18 protein-coding genes and 1 pseudogene are annotated in these 22,298 nt (G+C 36.1%); 12 read left to right on the top strand and 7 right to left on the bottom strand.

All coding sequences use genetic code 11. The features are described from left to right. The first annotated feature begins 1 nt into the window (after position 1). Positions 2 to 1,288 carry an oligosaccharide flippase family protein gene (locus BW942_RS09075; protein ID WP_000282548.1) on the top strand — a complete coding sequence of 429 codons (1,287 nt, stop codon included), beginning with the start codon at positions 2 to 4 and terminating at the stop codon, positions 1,286 to 1,288. Continuing rightward, positions 1,285 to 2,997 carry a hypothetical protein gene (locus BW942_RS09070; protein WP_000777601.1) on the top strand — a complete coding sequence of 571 codons (1,713 nt, stop codon included), beginning with the start codon at positions 1,285 to 1,287 and terminating at the stop codon, positions 2,995 to 2,997. The genes BW942_RS09075 and BW942_RS09070 overlap by 4 nt, the downstream gene beginning before the upstream one ends. Here BW942_RS09070 and BW942_RS09065 read toward each other — a convergent pair. From BW942_RS09065 to BW942_RS09050, 4 genes are read right to left on the bottom strand one after another with little or no spacing between them, the layout of a single operon-like run. After that, entirely contained in the window at positions 2,977 to 3,891 is a 915-nt protein-coding gene (locus tag BW942_RS09065; RefSeq protein ID WP_000188441.1) for an ATP-binding response regulator, read from the bottom strand. The two genes, BW942_RS09070 and BW942_RS09065, sit on opposite strands and share 21 nt — an antisense overlap. Before the next feature lie 36 nt (positions 3,892 to 3,927). After that, on the bottom strand, positions 3,928 to 5,265 hold the full coding sequence (locus BW942_RS09060; protein WP_000675215.1) for a PDZ domain-containing protein: 1,338 nt from the start codon (positions 5,263 to 5,265) through the stop codon (positions 3,928 to 3,930). Continuing rightward, positions 5,262 to 6,716: a S1C family serine protease gene (locus tag BW942_RS09055; protein ID WP_000039575.1), complete on the bottom strand. Its 1,455-nt coding sequence runs from the start codon at positions 6,714 to 6,716 to the stop codon at positions 5,262 to 5,264. The genes BW942_RS09060 and BW942_RS09055 overlap by 4 nt, the downstream gene beginning before the upstream one ends. After that, a complete protein-coding gene (locus BW942_RS09050; protein WP_000588742.1) occupies positions 6,709 to 7,572 on the bottom strand; it encodes an LIC11113 family protein in 864 nt (287 codons plus the stop codon). The genes BW942_RS09055 and BW942_RS09050 overlap by 8 nt, the downstream gene beginning before the upstream one ends. Here BW942_RS09050 and BW942_RS09045 point away from each other — a divergent pair. The 5 genes and pseudogenes from BW942_RS09045 to BW942_RS09025 all read left to right on the top strand — a co-directional run bounded on the left by BW942_RS09045 (position 7,546) and on the right by BW942_RS09025 (position 12,074). After that, positions 7,546 to 7,741: pseudogene (locus BW942_RS09045) on the top strand (hypothetical protein). The gene BW942_RS09050 and the pseudogene BW942_RS09045 overlap by 27 nt on opposite strands. Before the next feature lie 54 nt (positions 7,742 to 7,795). After that, the gene (locus BW942_RS09040) at positions 7,796 to 8,644 is read left to right on the top strand and encodes a sulfurtransferase (RefSeq protein ID WP_001983600.1); all 849 of its coding nucleotides are present in this window, start codon (positions 7,796 to 7,798) and stop codon (positions 8,642 to 8,644) included. A gap of 198 nt (positions 8,645 to 8,842) precedes the next feature. Then, positions 8,843 to 9,337, top strand: a complete 495-nt coding sequence (locus BW942_RS09035) for a hypothetical protein (protein WP_002971325.1) — start codon at positions 8,843 to 8,845, stop codon at positions 9,335 to 9,337. A gap of 96 nt (positions 9,338 to 9,433) precedes the next feature. After that, on the top strand, positions 9,434 to 11,593 hold the full coding sequence (locus tag BW942_RS09030; RefSeq protein ID WP_000466026.1) for an alpha-glucosidase: 2,160 nt from the start codon (positions 9,434 to 9,436) through the stop codon (positions 11,591 to 11,593). 64 nt (positions 11,594 to 11,657) lie between these two features. Continuing rightward, positions 11,658 to 12,074: a thiol-disulfide oxidoreductase DCC family protein gene (locus BW942_RS09025; RefSeq protein WP_001190402.1), complete on the top strand. Its 417-nt coding sequence runs from the start codon at positions 11,658 to 11,660 to the stop codon at positions 12,072 to 12,074. A 499-nt stretch (positions 12,075 to 12,573) separates the two neighbouring features. On the opposite strand, the gene BW942_RS09020 is transcribed toward BW942_RS09025, so the two are convergent. After that, positions 12,574 to 13,776 carry a Kelch repeat-containing protein gene (locus BW942_RS09020; RefSeq protein WP_000120541.1) on the bottom strand — a complete coding sequence of 401 codons (1,203 nt, stop codon included), beginning with the start codon at positions 13,774 to 13,776 and terminating at the stop codon, positions 12,574 to 12,576. 622 nt (positions 13,777 to 14,398) lie between these two features. Here BW942_RS09020 and BW942_RS09015 point away from each other — a divergent pair. From BW942_RS09015 to BW942_RS08995, 5 genes are all read left to right on the top strand, one after another. Continuing rightward, a complete protein-coding gene (locus BW942_RS09015; protein ID WP_000779384.1) occupies positions 14,399 to 14,701 on the top strand; it encodes a Bor family protein in 303 nt (100 codons plus the stop codon). Then, a complete protein-coding gene (locus BW942_RS09010; protein ID WP_001217855.1) occupies positions 14,698 to 15,738 on the top strand; it encodes a putative porin in 1,041 nt (346 codons plus the stop codon). Before BW942_RS09015 ends, BW942_RS09010 begins: the two co-directional genes overlap by 4 nt. A 1,425-nt stretch (positions 15,739 to 17,163) precedes the next feature. Then, positions 17,164 to 17,772: an adhesin Lsa19 gene (gene lsa19, locus BW942_RS09005; RefSeq protein WP_000539242.1), complete on the top strand. Its 609-nt coding sequence runs from the start codon at positions 17,164 to 17,166 to the stop codon at positions 17,770 to 17,772. 122 nt (positions 17,773 to 17,894) lie between these two features. Further along, positions 17,895 to 18,929, top strand: coding sequence for a phosphoribosylformylglycinamidine cyclo-ligase (gene purM, locus BW942_RS09000; RefSeq protein WP_155572119.1), 1,035 nt, complete (start codon positions 17,895 to 17,897; stop codon positions 18,927 to 18,929). Positions 18,930 to 18,939: 10 nt separating this feature from the next. After that, positions 18,940 to 20,190, top strand: coding sequence for a chloride channel protein (locus BW942_RS08995; protein ID WP_001080002.1), 1,251 nt, complete (start codon positions 18,940 to 18,942; stop codon positions 20,188 to 20,190). 60 nt (positions 20,191 to 20,250) lie between these two features. On the opposite strand, the gene BW942_RS08990 is transcribed toward BW942_RS08995, so the two are convergent. Both BW942_RS08990 and BW942_RS08985 read right to left on the bottom strand, forming a co-directional pair. Beyond that, entirely contained in the window at positions 20,251 to 21,213 is a 963-nt protein-coding gene (locus BW942_RS08990) for a sensor domain-containing diguanylate cyclase (protein ID WP_000362658.1), read from the bottom strand. A gap of 106 nt (positions 21,214 to 21,319) precedes the next feature. After that, positions 21,320 to 22,240, bottom strand: coding sequence for a sensor domain-containing diguanylate cyclase (locus BW942_RS08985; RefSeq protein WP_000121860.1), 921 nt, complete (start codon positions 22,238 to 22,240; stop codon positions 21,320 to 21,322). Between the last annotated feature and the right edge of the window lie 58 nt (positions 22,241 to 22,298).

Here is a 22,298-nt window from a genome sequence, read left to right as displayed (position 1 = left end):
AATGTACAATCTTTCTGGGAAGATACAAAAAGTTTCGGATCTATGGCTTCAATTCCGTCAGTCCGGAATGTTTAAATCTTCCCTATTTGTAAGCATATCCAAAGCCGTCTCTTCATTGCTCAATTTAGTGTTTATGGTATATTCCGTAAATATACTCACAAAAAGTGAGAACGGACTTTTTCAATACTACGCTGGATTTATACCAGTATTACTGGCAATTGCAGAGTTCGGACTTCCGACCGCGCTCGTAAAATTTCTAGCGCCAGTAACAACAGACAAACAAAAGATAGGTGACTTATTGTCCTCTTCTTTACTGATCAAGTTGGGTGCATTAGTCGCATTAACTTTAATCAGTTTGATCGCCTCCATACTGTTAAAGGAAAGTACACTTGTAGTATCGCTTCTTGTGTTAGGAAGTTTTATACTTTCCTTTAATTCTTTTTTTGAAAGTATCTTTATCTGTTTTGGAAATTATATATCTTTATCTTTTTGGAACCCTCTACCTAATTTAATCCGATTTGTGGTATTGTATAGCGCCGATCGTTTTACGGAACGGGCTTTAGGACATTTAGATATACTAGCTATTTTTACTATTTCACCCATATTCGTATTGATACTGTTCTTTTTTGTATTTCCAAGAAAACAACTCAATTGGAGCGGAGAAAAAAACGGAATTAGAGAGATGACTTATACTCTGACTTCGTTTAACGGATACGCGTTTTTGGCGTCCATCTTTGCGATGATTTCGGATAGGATGGAAATATTTTTTTTGAAATGGTATTATTCTCAGGAATCCGCCGCCGTATACGGAACCGCCTTACAACTGTTCAGCGGATTTGTGATCTTATTCTCTGTGATCAATTCACTCATATATCCAAAACTATCTAGGTTAGTGGATTCGGATGAGTTTCCAAAGTTTTTATGGAAGTCTGTAATGTTGTCCGTTGGGATGGCTGTATTATTGTCGCCCGGATTTTTTTTGGCGGAATGGATATTAAATTTATTATTCCGAGGAAAATACGCGGATTCGATTGGAGTGTTTCAGATCTTATATCCAAATTATATGCTGCAGTTGGTATTTTCTCCATTAGGAATCGCCTTATTTGCGTTAGGTCAACCGAGGATGCTCGCGTTTTTGGCGTTATTAAGACTTATATGTGGGGTAGTATTAGCAAATTTACTAATACCAGAATATGGTCCAACCGGAGCGGCTTCTTCCTATTTCTTGGGACAGATTGTCTCTTGGTTGATGTTAACCGGGTATTTTCTTGCATTTTTTAGAAGATGAAACTGAGTTTAAATACGCAAAAAAAATGTGCGGAAGGTTTTGTTACGCGGACTAGACTTTTGGTTTTGATCGGTAAGTTTTTAATCGATCTGAGAATAAAAAAAAATCATCTAAAAAATTCATTAATTTTCCTTTCAGCTCGCAAAAACAGATCCAAAGAATTTAAGTTACGCGAATCAAAAAAATTAAACCCTTATGTATTTTCTATAATTTGTATATTCCTAATTTCTAAAGCAGTTGCGTCTGAATCCTATTCTGGATATAGATTGGATGATCTATTATTGCTAAAGGACGGAAAAAGAGATCTAACAGGAAAAGGAAGATATGACGAAATCGAACCGGATAAAGATGAAAATTTAACAAAAACTCGTGAAGAAATAAATACAAACGAAGCCGGTAAAAACGAATTCAAAGAAAAAGAAAGTGTAGGCTATAAAAAACAAACTACTGGATTTTATGGAAATGGAGCTTTGATTTATAGAGGTTTAAGACAAAAAGGAGGGGTTTGGGGAGAAAAATCTGACCGAAGTTTTTCCAGAGGAATCTTTAGCCCCGAAGTAGGATGGAAATACAAAGGTGAGCAAATATATAATAAAATTCTAATATCTCCTTATTTACAATATGAAGAAAACGTAAGCGGAAACAAAACTATAACCAAAGGCGCGGACGGAGAGCTTTTATGGATAGCAGGGATGGAATCACCGAATTTACGAATTGGAACCGAAATGGGAAGAGGGTATCAAAGATTAGATAGAAATGGATTTATGTTCGTAGGGTTTTTAAATTACGGAGAATTTCAAATTCATTTGAAAAAATACGGTGTAAGCGCTTCTATGATGGGGGCACAAATGCAGAATACTGCCTTATATACAGAACGAGATAGAAGCGAATCACCTCAAAGGATTTCTGGCGGAAGTATTCAAATACTGGAAAAACCTTGGATTCAGAATTTTAGAATATTCTACTATTTGTATAAAGAATCTAGACAGGATGCGGTCAGGGGAGATCTATACAGAAAAGAAGAACCATATAGACCCTATGGAGCTTATCAATATTATGGATTTGAATTGTCTTCCTCTAAATTTTGGGGTTTTAGAATAGATTTGGATGCGATCAAAGTGATTGGGTCGAGGGAATATGGGCTCGATCCGTTTCAAAGTAACGATACCACTCAGACCACAAAAGGAAGTTTTATCGGATCTAAAATAGTATGGGAAAGACCGGAAGCGGAGTATTTTTTGGGAGGATTTTATACTTCCAAAGACGAGGAGCTGAAGATCGATCGAAAGTCAAACGGTTATTCCGGGATAAGAACTGATCCAAGAGGATATGGAGGAAAAACATCTTTTTTATTGATGGAAAGTCTGTTGATACAAGAAGGAAATATATTTCAAGAAGATGGGGTTGTAACAAGACCAAATTTTGAAAACAAAGGAATCAAACTACTAGAATTAGGAATAAAAAAAAACTGGGATCATAAGTGGACTGCTCAAGGAATGATCGTAACTACTTCTTCTGCAATTGGACGAGGATGGGAAGGAGTTTTGACTGGCGGGTATCAATCAGAACATTCTTATATTCTAATGAGCTTATCCTATGCTTATGTAGATCCACAGAAAGAGAAAAAGCTATTTTTCGAAGAATGGAAAGTAGACGAACCAAAACGGGAATATTCCAGGATTTATCTTTCAGCTGGCGTTCACTTTTGAATTAGCCCTTTTTAAGGTTTTACTAAAGCTTACCTCGTTGCCAATATCGTTGTAAACGAGTTCGTCTACGTTCATTCTTGCTAAAAAAATTCCTCTACCCGAAAGATAACTCGCGTTAGGATCTGTGACCGGGTCCGGAACCTTAGAAGGATCAAAACCAGCTCCTCGGTCTTTAAGAGAGACGTAAACTTTTTGGTCTTCAAAACCAATTTCGAGTAGAACACATTCGTTTATATCAGCGCAGATTTTATCCACGTGATCAACGTAGTCCACATCGGAGGAAAGAAGACTTGCCTTGTGTTCGTAACTGATTCCGGCAAAACCGTGTTCGATCGCGTTTCCGAGTAACTCGTATAAGGCGAGTTTAATGGAAAGTATATCGTCCGTATGAATCCCAGGAGTTAAAGAAATAGAACGCATGACCAAATTCACGTATTGATTCAGGTTTTTGAGACTGGGTTTGATCGCAAAATTTTGTTTGGAATGAGTCAATTGAAAATGATTTTTACTGATGAGTTCTTGACTGGAAATGAATAGGCTTTCGAATTTCTGAAGAGAATGACGGATTGCGTCCATTCTAAATGGTTTGATAAAAAAATCCACTGCACCTAACCGAAGCGCCCGGATGGAAATTTCTATATCCTGATTTCCGGTAATTACGATAAATGGAGTGTTGATTTCTTTATCTCTTAGTCTGGAAATAAAATCGATTCCACTCATTTTAGGAAGACGTACATCGGTTATAATTAGGTCGAAACTTTTGTCTTTACAGACTTCTAAAGCTTCTTCGGCACTTCCGATTAAAGTGAGATCGTGTATGGTTCCAAAAATTTCTCGGAACAAATCTCGGATCATTTCTTCATCGTCTAAAAAAAGAATTCGCATAGGAGTCAAACATTACATTTCCGGAATAGATCCGTCAAGATATTATCAATGTAAATTGTCTAATTTATCCAAGTTATAATTTACGAGAATTTTCTGGTTCAGACTTTGAAGTTGTTCTTTGGAAAACACAGCGATACGATTTCCAGAAAATCGAAATACAATCGATTCTTTTTGGTTTCCATTTAGAATTTCTTTGAGATCGGAAAGAGATCGAACCGTTTGATCATTTACAGATTCTAAAATTTGATCTTGGAAATCGTGAAATCCTTTGTTTGCTGAATCTGGAAACACTCTACTGATAAATACGAGGCGATTTTTTTCAGGATGAACTTTTTTGTTAAAGGACTCATAAAGATAAAGAAGTTTTTTATCCGAATTTTCCCTATATCGATCTCCGGATTCTTTTAAATAAGCGCCTGTTAATTCCGTAAAAAAAAGTCCACCACTGATTAAATACGGAGGAGATAAGGCTCCCGAATCAGAAGGAATAAAAAAAGAATCCTCTGTGTAACTTTTTAAAGAATACGTAATTTCTTTTCTTTTACCCGTTCTGAAAACGGAGAGGGTTACATTGGTTCCCGGAAGCGCCAGACGATGATGGTTCATGAGGATTTTAGAAAATACTTCCTGTCTGTTTGGAGGATGAGTGAAAATTTCGCCGTTGATGGCATAGATCGCATCACCTGGAAATAGATTGTGTGCTGGTCCAACTCCCGGAAAAACTTCAGAAACCACTACACCATAAGAAGAATCTGGAAAGTAGAATTTCTTTTCCGGAATTGTAAGAGAGTCATCAAAAGAAAATCCTGGATGGACGATGGGATTATTGGAAGAAGAACGAAGAAATAAATAAAGATATTCTGCGGGAATGTTCCAACGTCCGTCGGTATAGCCGCAAATTATATTTTTTGAATATAGAAAATTTCTAGTGTTTCCTTCCGGTCCGGGTCTTTTGCTCATTCTTAAAATTGAATTGGAAAGATCCGGACTTCCCCATTCCTGTTTTGGAAAAAACTTGGAGCAAGTGGAATGATTAGAGTCTCCAAAATGGGATTTTCTTTTAGTGGAAAATTTACCTTTATGAGAAAAAAGAGCCAGCCCTGTTTGTGGATCGTGTTTGAACAAATACAGGCGGGTTCCCGGTTTTGTTTCTGGATTAGTTTCTGAAAAAAGAGGAAATTCTCCGGGAAGAAGTAGTGCGAGTAAAAAATCCTGATCGGCTACAATTGCCGGAACTTTTCTTTCATAGTGTGAACCTTTTTGCCAAGGATTTTGATGAGAGAATTTTCTAAAGTGAACCAGAATCGTTTCTGCTTTTAAAGGAACCGAAATTGTCAAACTACATAGGACTAAAACGAAGATTTTGAAAAAATAAAATTTCATTCGTCCGCCTCCACGTCGAAGCGTTTTTTAATACGAATATTGATTTTATCGATCGTATCTTGATCTAAAATGATAGGAAGGTTTACACCTCTGAATTTTAAACTGATCGTACCGCCGTAAAATTTTTTCCATAAGGATTTAAAATCTTCCAAATCAGAAGGAGTACGATCGTTGATAGATTCTAAAATTTTATAACGATAACTCGCATATTTAGAGTTAAGCGGATCTGGATAAATACCCGAAAGTAAAATGTCTCTGTCCGTAAAACGATATAACTCATCTTGAATATAATAACTGTAATGATACCTAAGAGAGCTTTCCAAACGTTTGGAATCTCCCCCAGCGAGTGCTCGATTGACCGGCTGAAACAAAAAACCACCCGATAAAAAACTGGAACTTTTATTTTGTTGTCTATAAATATCCAACGTAGGAACGCGTTTGAGGGTTCCTTCTACTTTGTAGTTTTTTCCATTTCTATAAAAGAAAAGTTTAATATGGTCACCGATAAATTTTTCTTCGATCAGGTCTCCTATAAAACCTCCTATTTCATCCATAATTCCGCCGTCTCCGTCTAAATAAGAATTATCAATTTTATAAACAAAATCTTCCGGTTGTAAAAGATCTGAAAAAGAAGAATCAGGATAAATCGTATTGATCAAAATACCGTTTAGACCTTCTGGAATTTTAAGATAGGATTTTAAAGAAGAAGAATGACCATTTTGAAAACTAAAACCGGGAAACGGAAAACCGTGATAGGTTCCGTCTTCAACATCTTTTAAGAAGTGATTGATAATTTCTGGAGGAATCAAGTAGGCTACGTTTCCTTGAGACTGACTGACTTGAAATGTAATTCCCACCACTCTACCGTTTTGAATGGCTGGTCCGCCGGAATAACCCGGAATGATGTTTGCATTGACACGGATCGCTTTTCTATAATCTAAACCGCTAAAGGAATAACGAACTCTTTCCACTCTAGAAACATTCCCATTTTCTAATGTAATGTTCTCGTCTCCTCCGGGATAACCTAAAATCAAAAGATTACTTCCAAGGGCGGGGGAAACTTCCGAAATTTCCAGAGGTTCTACACCGCTAAAAAACTCATCTTCTTCCACTTTGAGAATTGCAAGATCACAGTCAAACCCTAGGTATTGAACTTCCGCCTTATAAAATTTACTAGAATTGAAATGTTTTACTTTGAGATAACTGGAATTGGAAACAACGTGTGCGTTTGTAAGAATCCTATTTCCGGAAATGATCATACCGGTACCAGCGTCCCGTAAAATTGATTTTTCGGAATAGTTATCTTGATCTTCTTTTTCTGAAAAAGTATCACTTCGGATGATGACCACACCGTCCAGTAGAACTTTTAGATCCGCGGTATTGCCGTTTTGTGCGGAGAGTTGAAAGATAGATAATAAAATTAGAATATTTAAAAATACTTTTTTACTCATTGTAGATTTCCGCTTCCTGATGCCAGAGGATTTTATCCGCTTCTATGGATTGAATTTTTAATTTGCCTAGATATTTAGAGCCTTCTTGAATCTGATCCGTGTCTTTATCATCCAGTCTAATTTTCCCTAAAAAATCAGAACGGATTCGGATATAAGAATAAGGGGAAGAAGGGATACAACTTGCTTGAAAAGAATAATAGATCACTTTCTCCCAATAAAAATCAGAATCCTTTTTTAAGAAAATCAAAGGACAAGTAGAATCGAAAAAGATTTCTTTTCCGCTACTTAGATTTCTCTTTGCAGGATGTTTTGCAATACTTAGGAAATACTGAAGTCCGTGATTGTCCTTATATTCTTTTGGATAGGAATGAGTTTTTGACGAAATGCGATTTTTTCCGAATGATTTTTTTTCAAATCCGTCTTCGTGGAAAGGTTTTACTTCTAGAAAAACCTTCTTACCAATTTTTAAAATTTCTCCGAAGGAAATTTCTGCGGCAGGATCTTTCCAAAATTCAGAACCTCCGCCTAAATAGATAAAACCAGGCCATTGTTTTTCCTTACATTTGTAGGAAAGATAGACTACTTTTTCAAAACGTTCCGATTCTTCAAAATTACAGTTTCCAGTTTTAAAAGAAGGGTATTTGGTTCGAAAAGATTGAACCGTGGATTCGGAAGGATGTTTTTGAAATTCTTGAACAAAGGATCTAAGAATTTCTGGAAATTGGTTTGTTTCCTCTGGTTGTGTGTTACCGGAAATCAAAAATAAAAGAAAGAAAACCCACACTCGTATTTTCCGGGAATATTCCTTCGGAAAAATTCGAGGGAAAGAATGGTTTTTCCTGAATTCTTTTATCATTGTTTAGAATATCGGATTTCTTCCCCCTGGATGTTGAATCCTATTGAACAAAGAAAATGGATTCCGAATTACTTCTTTGGTAGAATTGGGTCTTTCATTTTTATAAAAACTTATGTCCCAAATTTAAGATGTTTTTTAAAAAAAAAGTACATCGGAATTTTCGGGCTGAAAATAATGGTTAAATTCAAATAGAGAATCGTCTCGAAGCGATAGGGTGGTTTGTTTGTCCAGCTGGAACTTTATAAAAACTGAATTCAACGATAAGGATTTTTTGATCGATTGCCGCTCGGCTTCTGGGTATCAGGAAGCCACTTTGAAAGGAGCTTACAGTTTTCCTTTTATTAAAAAGGCTTTTGCTTCGGATCCTGAATCTCAGAAAAAGATGACCGGGCCTTTAGAAGAAATTCTAAAACTCATAGAGAAAGAAGGAGCGACTAGAGTCATCGCTTTTGATGAAGGAATGGGAATGTTTGCTTCTAGAATGGTTTATCTCTTGAGAGCGGCCGGTTTTCAAAACGCATTTTTATATGGAAATCGTTGGCCGGTTTCTGGAGTCGCTCAGGAAAAAGGTTCCAGAGAAATGGAACTAGGTCCGGGGGATAAACCTAGAAAGTTAGAAGGAATCGTAGACAAAGCATTCTTAGAAAAAAATTTAACACGACTTCAGATTTTTGATACAAGAACTCAAGAAGAATACGAAGGAAAACTTCCTAGACTTACGGCTCCCGAACCAGGTTCATTATGCGGTCGTTTACCGGGAGCGTTTCTTTGGGATTGGAGAATTTTATACGACGGCCAAGGGAATCTAATCGAAAAAACTCAGTTTAATAAAAAACTCAGATCCTTTCCGTTTATGCCCGAAAGAACCACTATCATTTACGATTATAACGGAGCAAGGTCTTCTCTTTTGGCTTTGATGTTACGTGAAGTAGGTTATCTGGACGTTCATACATACCAGGGTTCTTGGTTCGAATGGAGAAAATCCAGTCTTCCTAAACAGGCGGTTTCGGTTTACGGACAAACCGGGGCCGGCGGCGCGGCGCCTAGAGTAGGCGGAGCTGATCGTAAATAAATTCTAATTCAAAATTTTGAATATACTATAAACGTAAAGTTTGTTTTTAAGAGACCGTTTACGGCGAAAATTGTACGGAAGTAAAAACAAACTCCGGTTATGTCGGCGGATTTAAAAAGTCTGTTTGCGAATTTTAGACGTTAAAAAACGAACGAATTCTTACATTTTAAGTTTTCTGAATCTTTTGAGGATCTAAAAATGTTCTTTTTCAAGAAAAATTATATATGGTTACTCATATTGAATGTGATACAGGCGATTTTACTTTGTTTCATTTATTTGAATTGGCCTGAAAATCCTTATCAAGGAAAAACTAAAATAGGGGAATTAGAAACCGGAATTACGTATTGTAAAGTTGCGATCTATGTGGACGATTTTTGGGAACATGGACTACCAGCATATTATGAAATAATTATAGACCAAAGATATGTAATTGCGTTGACGTATTTTACAAATGTGGATCCGGAAAAACCTTTTGTTGACGAATTTGAAATTATAAAACATCCTAAAAAAAATCTAATAGGATTGGTCAGAAAAGCAGAACCGAAGATGCTTCTGATGATGCATAATTTCGACACCAATGAGAACTGGCCGAGAGCGAATTTTACGGAAACATATGTGAGCGTTCGAAAAAGAGGAAATTCGATGCGAAATTTGTTAAATCCATTCTTACTTTTATCTACCGAATCGATTTGAACTGGGATTTTTCTGATCGTTTTAGAATTTTAGTTTGAACAAACTAAAAAACGGAATTCATTTAAAAATATCTTATCGGTTTATAAGGAAAATTGAATGTTTTTTCAACGTGTGATTTTGGCGTTTATTTTTTCGAGTTTTTTATCTTGTTCCGGACCTTTTGCAGATTACACAAAAATAGATCTTCCTTCTAAAAAACAATTTTCCTTCGGTAAAAACTTTCAAGCAATCCAAAAAGAAAACGTTTTAGAAATACGTTCCGTTGCGGGAACTTTTTTAGAACTTTCTATGGTGAAACCTTTTTTATCCGCGGCAAAGGGAGAACAGGAAGTGAAATATAAATTCGCTTCTTTTCATATTAAAGATAAAATTATATTTCGATGTGATTTTCAGAGTATTGAAACTATGATTTCTTCCTTGAACGATTTTAAAATTTCAGGAATTTTAGAAGGAAAAGGTTGTAGAAGCAAGTATGAAATCGTTTTTATACCGTTAGACGAAATATCAATTCGATTTAAGATAAAGATCGAAGACGTTTCTTTAAATCGTTCTTACTTTAGAATGGTTTCGGATGAAACCGAAAATATTTTTGGGCTTGGGGAACAGTTCAGTCATTTTAATCTAAAAGGTAAAACACCTTTTTTATTTACGGAAGAACAAGGAGTTGGAAGGGGGGATCAACCGATCACTACAGGGGCTAACCTTCTTGCGGATGCGGGTGGAAACGAATATACTACTTACGCTCCGATTCCATTTTTTCTGACTTCCAAAAACAGATCCGTTTATTTTGAAAATTCATCTTATTCAAAATTTGATTTTTCTAATTCGGAGGAAATTTTAGTAGAGTTTAGAGAAAATGGTCTTCAAGGAATCATTTGGAAAGATTCTTCTCCAATCAAACTTGTGCAAAAGTTTACTGAAAAAACTGGAAGGACACCGGAACTTCCGGACTGGGCCTATGGAACTTGGTTGGGAATACAAGGTGGAAAAGAAAAAGTTCTAAAACAAATCGAGGCCGCCAGAAAAGAAGGAAACCCGATTACGGCGCTTTGGATTCAAGATTGGGTTGGAAGAAGAAAAACTAGTTTCGGGTCTCAGTTGTGGTGGAGATGGATCGCGGACGAAAAGTTTTATCCGGAATTTAAAAATTTTTGTTCCGATTTAAACAAACAAGGAATTCATGTATTAGGATATTTGAATCCTTTTTTAGCAACAGAAGGACCGCTCTACGAAGAAGCTGTACAAAAAGGATATTTAATAAAAGATAAAAACGGAAATAATTACGTAATTGAAACCGTAGGTTTTCCTGCGGTTCTTTTAGATTTGACTCACCCGGAAGCGGTGAAATGGATTCAAAAAATCATTCAAAAAAATCTAATCGGAGTCGGGCTTTCCGGATGGATGGCTGATTTTGGAGAATGGCTTCCTTTAGACGCAAGTTTGTATTCCGGAATTTCTGCAGATGTTTATCATAACGTGTATCCGGTCGAATGGGCTCGGATCAATAGAGAAGCGATTCGAAATGTTGGAAAAGAAGGTAAGATCGTATTCTTTACGAGATCTGGGTATAGTGGTTCGATGAAACATTCCACCCTTTTTTGGGAAGGGGATCAGATGGTCAGTTGGGGAGAACACGACGGAATTGTATCTGCTGTGACCGCACTTCTTTCTGGGGGATTGAGTGGAATTTCAATCAATCATAGTGATATAGGTGGATATACTACGATCAATAATCCGATCCGAAATTATCATAGGTCCAAAGAATTATTTTTACGTTGGGCGGAATTGAATGTATTTAGTTCAGTGTTTCGAACTCACGAAGGAAACCGTCCCGAAAAAAATCATCAATCTTATTCGGATGAAGAAACGATCCAAGAATTTGCCAGATATGGAAAGATGCACTTCGCATTAAAAGAGTATCTCAAATTTCTTATAAAGGAAGCTTTTAAGACAGGACTTCCTGTTGTAAGACCACTTTACTTACATTATTCGATGGATCGAAAAACTCACGATCTCAAAAGAGAATTTCTTTTAGGTGAAGACCTTTTAGTTTTTCCAGTTTTGGAGGAAGGGGAAATTTTCGTGTCTGGTTATCTACCAGAAGGAGAATGGGAACACGTTTGGACCGAGAAAATTTTTACTGGAAAAAACGAAGTAAAAGTGGAAGCTCCGTTAGGCGCTCCTGCAATTTTTTTGAAAAAAAACGGAATCTGGTATTCTAAATTAAAAAATGCCCTTTATAAATTTAAAAAATAAATCTTATAATTTTTCTTATTTATTTTTGAATGGTTAGGCACACTGAGGTGGTCTATAAAATAGAATGCAATCTGAAGTTTTTAAAGATCCAATCGTATTTTTTGATGGAATATGCAATCTTTGTAATTCTGTTGTTTTGTTTTTTCTGGATCGAAATCGAAAAGGGAATTTAAAATTTGCGAGTCTACAGTCTATGGCTGCGGAAAGAATTCTTGGAAAAAAAGTAGGTTTGAACGATTCTCCTTCTTCGGTTTTATTTCTAGAAGATGGAATCCTTTATCAAAAGTCGAATGCGATTTTAAAGATCAGCGCTCATCTTTGTTTTCCTTGGAATATTTTTCCTTTATTTAAATGGGTGCCGGGTTGTATTCGTGATTATATTTATGATTGGATTGCAAGAAATCGTTATCGTTGGTTTGGAAGATTAGAAATATGTAGGATACCGGATCCAAGTTTAAAACATAGATTTTTAGATGACTGAAAGAATTACCCCGAAACTCATTTTTGATTTGTAAAATCGTTTTGGCAGTTTTGCTAATTCTTAGTTAACGTGAATTTGATTTAGAGATTTGTTTTCTTAAATCTGATTTTACAGTTAGACTTTGAACTGTGGGAACTCCCACGAATTTGGGATTTTACGGTAAAACTTTGAAATTGTGGGAACTCCCACGGATTTGGGATTTTACGGTAAAACTTTGAATTGTGGGAACTCCCACGGATTTGGGATTTTACAGTTAGACTTTGAAATTGTGGGAACTCCCACGGATTTGGGATTTTACAGTTAGACTTTGAAATTGTGGGAACTCCCACGGATTTGGGATTTTACAGTTAGACTTTGAAATTGTGGGAACTCCCACGGATTTGGGATTTTACAGTTAGACTTTGAAATTGTGGGAACTCCCACGGATTTGGGATTTTACAGTTAGACTTTGAAAAGCCCTACGCGGAATTTTCTAGAATGAATTCATAAAAATAAAAAATTAGTACGAGGATCGCCCTCCTAAAATAAGAACTTTACCGTTTTGTAATGGATGAGATGTGGCATCGTATCGTTGCTGAAGCAAACTTCCAGTAGAAGACAACGAATTTGAATTTGGATCAAAAACCTCCGCTTCCAAATGAACAACGTTGGAAGTTCTACCACCTGCAATCAAAACGTTTCCATTATTTAAAACTGTGCCAGTATGAAATTGTCTGCTTACTGACATTTTAGGACTAATCTCCGTAAACGTAGTATCTAAAATCTGAATAGAATCGGAAGTTCCGTCTTCGTTGGAACCTCCAGTAATTAGAATCTTTCCATCTTGTAATAAATTAGCCGTAAAAGATCGAAGCGGTTTTCTTAAAGAGGGACCCACAGATAAAAGACCTGTAACCTCGTTGAATCTTTCGGTTTGGGAAAGAGTAGAATAAGAATTTGTAGCTGAAGAATAATTTACTCCTCCGATCAAAATAGGATTTCCTATATTGGGAGTAAGGACTGAAAAATTATATCTAGGTTGAAGTAGATTTCCTTTTAAAGAAAAAGTTTTACTAACAGGATCGTAAACTTCTACGGGAAGAATTCCGTTTCCAGAAATTGGATCGACTCCTCCAACGACCAATACTTTTCCGTCAGATAATAAAACGGATTGATGCCTACATCTTGCAATATTTAAATTTCCTGCCCAAGTCGAAGTCTGGGTTTGTGGATCAAAAATTTCCGTTTTGTTTGTAGCCGGAGAATCTGAAAGACATCGGCCTCCTGTAATTAAAATCGTTCCGTCTTGTAATAGAGTAGCGGTGTGTAAATTTCTAGGCATCAGTAAGTTTTGGGTTGAGTTCTGAAACGTATCCAAATTCGGATCGTAGATTTCGATCTGATCCAGTAAATACGATTCAAAATAAGGGTAGTAACCACCTGTGATTACCACTCGTCCGTCTTGTAAAATAGAAGAAGTGTGATGATACCTCGGAAAATTTAGAGAATTCTTAACGAATGAAAAGCTTTGAGTGGCCGGATCATATAACTCTGCTGAGTTTAAATACGGATTCGAGTTATTGAAAAGAATTGCAAGTAAACCTAAAGGGGCTTTAGAGATTTTGTCGTCTGTATGATGCAATAAACAGCCAGAAATAAAAAGAAATAAAATAAAATCTAGGATTCCAAAGTAAAGCCATTGATTTCTTGCTTTGTAAGACATAGAAACAAGGTTTGTCTTATAAAAAAACAACACAATCAGAATTTACAAACCGAATTCTTGATACGGTTTTATCATTGTTTGAAATTAAATAATAAAATATTCAATCGTTTACATTTCAATAGTGAGAAATTCAGAGTAAAAAAAATCTGGGCGAATCCGGCGTTGTCGGACCACACTTTCAGCTCTAGTCAATAAATTGTATGAAAGAAACATAAGACGGTATTTCGTCTTAAGTTACAATTTAGAAACGCGATCTGCTGAGTTTCTCTACGCCTAAATCGCTTTCGCATAGAATTCTATCAAATTTACGTTAATTGACACTTTATAACAACATTTATGAGAAGAGAGATCAGTAGACGTAGTATCAAAGAGTTTTAGAACTTTGAATCTAAATGTGAATTTGTCTTTGGAGAGTGTAAAATTTTAGTATAAAAAGTTTATAAACTATCAACAGTGTAATTTGTGAGTGTTGCTACACTTTATATAGAAGTATAAAAAAATTCCTTTGAGGTTTTAAATAAATTCTAAAGGATCAATAACGTTACCGAACTCGGTACTATCTTGACCTGTGGAAATGGAAAAATAATCTAGAAGGAATCTTCTCCTTATTTAGGAAAAAAGAATGAAACTAACCTCACTCATATTATTTTTTGCGATTTTTATTTCCACAGGTTGTCAAACGGAAAAGTTTTACTGGAAGCAGGAAGTGGAAAAACCTGGGAGAGTTCCTACTTATAGCGTTTACAGACATTTTTTTATTTGGGGTTTGGCACAATCCGAAGACCTAAATCTCAAGGATGCTTGTAAGGGAAAAGAAGTTTCCTATGTAGAAACTAAATATACCCCCCTTTCATTGTTGGTAATTGTACTTACTTATACATTGTATTCTCCTAAACTCACGAACGTTTATTGTGAGTTGGAATGAGAATATTCTTCAAATTTTTACTCTTACTTTTTTTTCCCATCTCAGTACTGTTTGCGAGTGATTCTGGATGGATAATCGCGCCTAACGTTCAATATAATCAAGGTAGGTTTATTTTTGAAACTGGTGGAGGTAATCTGATTCCTTCTTCCAATGATCGTAGTTATGGCAGTGGTTCAAGACTGACTTATGCGAGGGAATATCCACTGTTAGGTATTTCTGCGATTTATATCAAAAAGAATTGGGAATTTCAACTCCAAGGAAATTCTACCTTTGGTTATCGAAACTCAGGAAATTTTAGAGACGAAGATTTTTATATGTTCACGCCTTCGTTTTATTCGAATCGATTTGCACACTACGGTCCAATTTACGGTTACGATCCGATTTGGGGGAAGAATCAACTTACTCGGTTTTCTGGGGCTAGTAATTGGTCCGATTTTGATTCTTCTTTAAAAGCAAATGATTCGATTGCTGGGTTTGACGTAAGATATTTTCCCAGTGGAGGTTCTCCCAATCCGAACGTCAAAGGTTTTGGTCTTTTTGTAATCGGAGGCTATTCTTACGAATATTTAAAATTTATTGTGAACGGATCTTCCGGTTCACAATTGAATTCTGGAAAGATTTATTTGGGTTATCTAAACGGAGAAAGTATTTCTTATTCGAATTCTATAAACGAAATCAAATACGGTATAGGTACTCAAACTAATTTTCAAAGATGGGGTTTAGAAGTTTCATTCAGTTTTGTTTCCTCGGAGATCAAATCCAGGGACTTTCATCGGTATCGAGCTCTTACTTTTTTAGAATCTGCTTACGGGAAAGGATGGACTCATACGATCAAATTTAACTATAAACTTTCAGAAAATTTAATTTTAAATTTGAATTGGACGGAATCTTTTAGAGAATTTGAAGGTAAATCGCATGTTAAAGCGGGATTTGGACCTGAATCTTGGTATGCTGACCTTATATCTTTTAATCAACAGTATTGGCTTTATTCCGTTCAAAACCAAGTATCGCTTGGAGTTTCTGTTCTTCTTTTTTAAATTCTACTTTAAAATTAAAAAGGTTTTTTAAATCTAAAAGTAATTTTATGTTTTTAGAATGTAGTAACTACTACTTCGAAAAACCTTTTGAAATTCAATAAACTAATTACTCATAACTATATAATAAGATACCTAATATTTTGCATGGAATCAGTGTTTTGTGATAAAATTAACGGTACTCAATTTTATAGAGATCAATAAGAGCTTCTTAAAACCTCAAAGAATTTTACTCGATCATTCTTTAAAAATTTTTAATAAAATGCAGTAGTTCCTACAGATTAGGTCGCATTTGGCAACTTTCCAGCAGTTCTAAATGCCATTAAATCTTCTGTAGTAGTTCCCACATTTTTGTGAAACTCAATTTCACTTCCTGAACTATCGCTCTGTAAGTCGCTGGAAACTCAGCAAACACTTTCCTAAACTCAATGCATCGCTTCTATGGTCGCTTTGCAGGTTGGTGTTTAGGATTTAGGACAAATTCTAAAGAGACTTACTAATCGGACGCATGAATGTTAGATTGTTTCAAAAATTTGAATATTTTGGTCTTGCTTTAAAATGCCGTAAATCCCGAATTTGCGTTATTTTTTAAGTACCACTAATTTTTCGTAAATTAGGCCGTTAATAACTTGGTACTATTTTATGCGTCCGAGTAGTAATTTTGTGGGAACTACCACAAAACACTATTTTACAGGTGGATCTTGAAAATTGTGGGAGCTACTACAAGTTTTAGTTTTACAATGAAATTTTCAAAGGTTTAGATGTTTTTGTATTAGATCCCATATTCTAGCTTTTAAAACAAGTTCTGAAGTAGTGTTGTTTTTATACGTCTGAGTAGTAATTGATGTTCAGTGTAAGGAAGCCATTTCTTAAAAGCTTTTGATATATAGCAAAAAAAATAAAAATGAATGTGGGAACTCCTATATTTTAGTCTTTAGAAACTATAAAATGAGGCATAATTGTCTTTATACATCTACTTTTAGAAAAAACTTACCAGTTTTCTTACGCCAAACTCACGTTAAATTAATTTCTGAGTAGCTTACTATTTAAAAATTATAATTTTATAATATAATCATATCGAAAATTAATTTTTATTATAAAAGTTTTGTGTCTGAATTATGACTCTTTGCGATTTTCTAAACCATATAGAATAGAGTATTATGATCTTACATCCGAAACAGAGATTTGTTTCCAAGTTTATGATGATGATTGTGTATAAATTGAGTATTATATATTCTATTTTTATAGAAATATGGTTCTTTCATTTTGGAAATTTTTTTCCTAATTTTAAAAGCGCTTATTCTTGGAAATAAATTTCCAAAGTGAAAAGAAAATTTTTGGAAATAAATTTCTGAAGATTATCATAAAAATATAGACCGTTTTTTTCAAATTAGAGTATAATACGAAAACTTATCCATAGAATATCCAATGGGAGTTACTATGATTCGATTATTAATTGTGTTTTTGGTTTTAGTCTTTTTCAACGTTTGTAAACCTAAGACCGCCGAAAGTTCAGATGCAGTAGTCACTTTTCTCAGAGGAAAAGCTTCCGTCATAGAAACGGGTAAAGAGCTTTCTACTTATACAAACGTAACTGAAAAACAATCTGTAAAAACCGAGTCGGAGGCTGTACTAGATCTCACTTCTAAATTAGGGAGTTTTCGTCTATTAGGAGGAAGTACTGCAACCATAGCAGCTCTTAATTCTGAGAGTGCTTCGTTCCAAGTTTCCGAAGGAAACGTATTGATCAAGGCGGGTAATCTTGCAAAAGGACAGAGCCTTATTGTGCATACTCCTACTGTAGTTGCAGCTGTTCGAGGAACCCAGTTTTGGGGAAGAGTGAACGGTAAAGACGAGACAGGAACTTTTGCGGTTCGAGAAGGAGCCGTTGAAATTACTCGCAAATCTGACAATGCAAAAGTTTTAATTGAAGCAGGTCAGGCCTTGGATCTCAAACCGGGTGATAGGGACTTAAAAGTAAGAGTTGCAGCCAAAGAAGAATTAGCAGCGATGGAGCAGATTGACCAAATGAAATGATTTCCTGAATTCCCGAATCTTCGTCCTTAAGTGCCGGATTTCCAAGTGAGTCCGGTTTTTTTTGTGTGCAGGGAATATCGATTTTTTCAATCTATTCTAAAAAAGAATCGGGACTTATAGGAATGGAAGAAAAGATTACATATAAAAACGCCGGAGTGGATACCGAAAAAGGAAGAGAGTTCATACAAAAAATCAAACGTAACGTAGAATCTACTCACGGGCCGAGGGTAATCGGTGGTCTGGGCGGTTTTGCAGGAGCTTATGATGTAAGCGTTCTTAAAAAATACAAACACCCGATTTTATTGTCCGGAACGGATGGGGTAGGAACAAAAATAGAACTCGCTCGACTTCTAAAAATTTACAACACAATAGGAATTGATCTAGTGGCGATGTGTGTGAACGACATACTTGTCTGCGGAGGAGAACCGTTTTTCTTTTTAGATTATATCGCCTGTGGAAAATTAGATCCTGAAAAGATGGATCAGATCGTATCCGGAATTGTACAAGGATGCAAAATGTCTAATGCGTCTTTATTAGGAGGAGAAACCGCCGAACATCCAGGAACGATGAAAGAGGATGAATTTGATCTCGCCGGTTTTGTAGTCGGGGCGGTTGAAAAAGATTCAATGATAGACGGTTCTACAATTCGATCTGGAGATAAAATTTTAGGACTCGAATCCAGTGGACCGCATAGCAACGGCTTTTCTCTCATTCGTAAACTACTTTTAAAAGAAGGAAAATATCTGCCTACCGATCCCCAGCAGGTGAAATTTTTAAAAGATTATGCGCTCAAACCTACACGAATTTATGTATCTAGTATATTAAAACTTTTGCAACAGGTTTCCGTTAAAGGGATGGTTCATATTACAGGGGGAGGGTATCAGGAGAATATACCTAGAATTCTTCCACAAGGAACTCAGTCGAAATTTTTTAAAGAAAAGATTCCTTCCGGATATTTTTTCGAAAAAATTAAAAAAGATCATAAAATAGAAGAGTTAGAATTATTTGCTACTTTTAATATGGGAATCGGATATATGGTGATCGTTTCCGAAGAGAACGCAGAACTTGCAAAAAAAATCATGGAAAGTTCTGGCGAAGTCGTTCACGAAATAGGAGAGATCGTATCCGGAAATAAGGAAGAAGTCCAGTTCGTCTAATGTTACTTTTATGAATAGGATTTCCGAGTTGCTTCGATCCCCCGTACTTATACTTTCCAGAAAGAACCCTTTTATGCTTTCTAGACTTACGTTTTTTTACGTAATCTTAGGAATTGTCGGAGGACTTTTCTCGGCGGTGTTTTGGATGTTTTTGGAATATCTAATACATTTAAGTTCAACAATTCCGGAAATTTTAACCGTTCCATACATGGCAGTAGCTGGGTTGTTCATAGGATTGGTCATCCATTTTTTAGGTGAACCGGGAGAGATTTCATTAGTAATTGATAATATACGATTTCGAGGTGGAAAATTAGAAACGAATCAAAATCCTTCTATGGCTCTTTCTTCTATTTTGAGTATTTCCGCAGGAGGAAGTGCAGGGCCCGAGGCGCCGTTGGTGCAGATAACCGGTTCCTTTGGAAATTGGTTTGCAGAGAAATTAGGGCTTACGGGAGAAGAATACAGATCTATGACGATCGCGGGAATGGCCGCTGGTTTTACATCCTTATTTGGATCTCCATTGGGAGGAGCGTTATTTGCACTTGAGGTATTACAGCATAGACACGTCGTGGAATATTATAAGGCTCTACTTCCAGCATTCTTATCCAGTACTTCTGCATTTTTTGTTTTTCTTTGGATGACTCACGCAGGTTTACAACCTACTTGGCAGTTTCCTCAGTATGTTCCAGGAGACATTCAAGATTTCTTATATGCAATATTGTTGGGAGGAGTTGGAGCAGGACTAGGCTGGATGTTTCATGGATTATTCTTAGTCAATCGTTGGTTTTATTCAAAAATTCCGGGACAAATTTATTGGAAAACTTTGTTAGGTGGACTTGTGTTAGGACTGATCGCATGGCAACTTCCGCTTACTCGTTTTTTTGGGCATGATCAATTGAATCGAATTGTAGAGGGAAGATTTACTCCAACCTTTTTGGTTGTTTTGATTTTCTGGAAAACCTTTGCAATTAGCACCACTGTGGCGAGCGGTTGGAGAGGAGGAGTGATTATACCTCTGTTTTTTTTAGGGGCCTGTGTAGGAAAACTTTTGTTCGGCTTTTTTCCGAGTGAGAATGAATCTTTTTTGATGATCTGTTTAATGGCGGCTGTAAATTCTTCCGTGACCAAAACACCAATCTCTACTACAATTTTATTATCTGAACTGACTGGGCTTTATCGTTTTACTCCCGTGTTGATTGCAAGTTTGAGTGGATATTTCTTATCTCCTAAAGAACCATTTATTTCCACTCAAGGAAAATAAAACTAGAACCCTTTAAAAATTCAATAGTTTCTATAAACGTTGTTTTGTAAGAACTGAAATTCAATTTTTGCGAACGGACGTTTGATTTTCTGTCTTAAGTTGTGAACTGTGTGTTGCTTGATTTCTGCCGTTTGCTTTAGAACGATAGAGTGCGCGATCTGCGTCTTCTATGATTCCTGTAGAAAGATCGGTATGATATATTGGAACGGGACCGTTGAAATTTAGGGTTGTTATGCCAACGCTGATCGTAATCGGAGAATTTTCCCAAGATTTCTTTTTAACGTTGGCCATCAAACGTTCCGCGACTTCGACTGCTTTTTCTTCATTCGTGTCGGATAACGCAACTACGAATTCTTCTCCTCCGAAACGCGCCACAAGGTCGCATGACCGAAGTGTTTCTGTAAAAACTTCGGCCAATCGAATTAAAATACGATCTCCTGCTGGATGACCGAATTTGTCGTTGTAGTCTTTAAAATGATCCACATCGATCATCATAAGCGAGATCGATTTCTCCTGGTGTTGTCCCAAACGAATGAGATGATTTATTTCTTCGTTGAAGGATCTTCTGTTTTTGAGTTTTGTAAGAGGATCCGTAGATGCTTGTTCTAATAATTTATTATTTGCTTCTTCCAGATCGGAAGCAAGTTTACTGATTTTTTGATTCGACTCGATGATGTCAGTAATATCTCTTCCGGTCACGTAGATCCGATCTGATTCGAGATCCGGAAAGGCGGTCCATGAAAAATATTTATAAGTTCCATCAGCACATCGACATCGATTTTGAATCGATAGATGTGATACTCCTTCATTTAATTGTTCAAATTCTTTTAGGCTGGATTCTACATCTTCTGGGTGTAATAAATGAAAATGAGTGCGTCCTTTTAGATCTTCGTTGGTCCAGCCCATGATACGCTGAAAAGATTGATTAATTTGTAAAATGATGCCGTCCATTTTTTGAATGGCATGTAAATCTAAGGAGTAGTTGAAAAATTTTTCATGATTATATTCGTTTTCGAGATCCATTCTTAATTTTCCTAGAATTGAATTAACGTAAAAAGAATTGTTCTTTTTGGAATCCTACGTTCACTGGTGTTTAAAAAAACGGAAAATAATATCGTATTCAAATAAATTAATATATTTGAGAACTATGAGTAGCCTTATTTCTTCCGTTAACTTTAGATTGATAAAGCGCTTTATCCGCCTTTTCGATCAAATTAGTGGAATCAACGTCTAACTGTTTTTTTTCAAAGTCTGAAGTAGAGATTCCTACACTGATCGTAATGGAACGATATTCCCAATTGAATTCTCGGACTGCGTTAACCAATCTTTCCCCAATTTCTATCGATTTTTTTTCGCAAGTATTTGGTAAGGCGGCTACAAATTCTTCTCCTCCGAAACGCCCCAATAAGTCGTTTGATCGCAAGGTATTCTCAAGAACTTTAGCAAGACAGACCAATACTTTATCTCCGGCGAGATGACCAAATTGATCGTTGTAAGTCTTAAAATGATCCACGTCTATCATAAGAAGTGAAAGAAAACTTTTCTCTTGTTGCATAAATCTGAGAAGACTATGAAGGTCATTCGTAAATGCTCTGCGATTTTTCAACTTGGTCAAAGGATCGGTTGTTGCTTGTTCGAACAATAAGTCGTTAGCTTCCTTCAATTCAGTTGCAAGCTGACTGATTTGCCGATTTGCTTCGATGGTTTCTGTAATGTCTCGTCCGGTTACGTAGACTAGGCCCGCTTCAAGATCCGGATATCCGGTCCAAGCGAAATGTTTATACGTTCCATCTGCACATCGGATTCGGTTTTGAATTGAGGATCTCGGAACTCCTCCGTCTAGTTCTTCAAATTCTTTGGCGCTTCCTAAATCCTCCGGATGTAACAAGTGAAATGGATCGCGTCCTAAAAGTTCTTCTTCTTTCCATCCTAGAATTCTTTCAAATGAGGGATTGACGGAGATCACAGTGCCATCCAGCCGTTGGATCGAAAACAAATCCAAAGAATAGTTGTAGAATTTTTCGAGGTTGTATTCGTTTTGATAACTCATGTGACGTTTTTCCAAAAAAGATTTATAAGTAAAGTCGTTCTTATTATAGGTTCGCCGA

The organism is Leptospira interrogans (assembly GCF_900156205.1).
Taxonomy (GTDB): Bacteria; Spirochaetota; Leptospiria; order Leptospirales; family Leptospiraceae; genus Leptospira; species Leptospira interrogans.
Note: the sequence above shows the minus strand (reverse complement) of the source record. Positions and strands in the feature narration are given on the sequence as shown.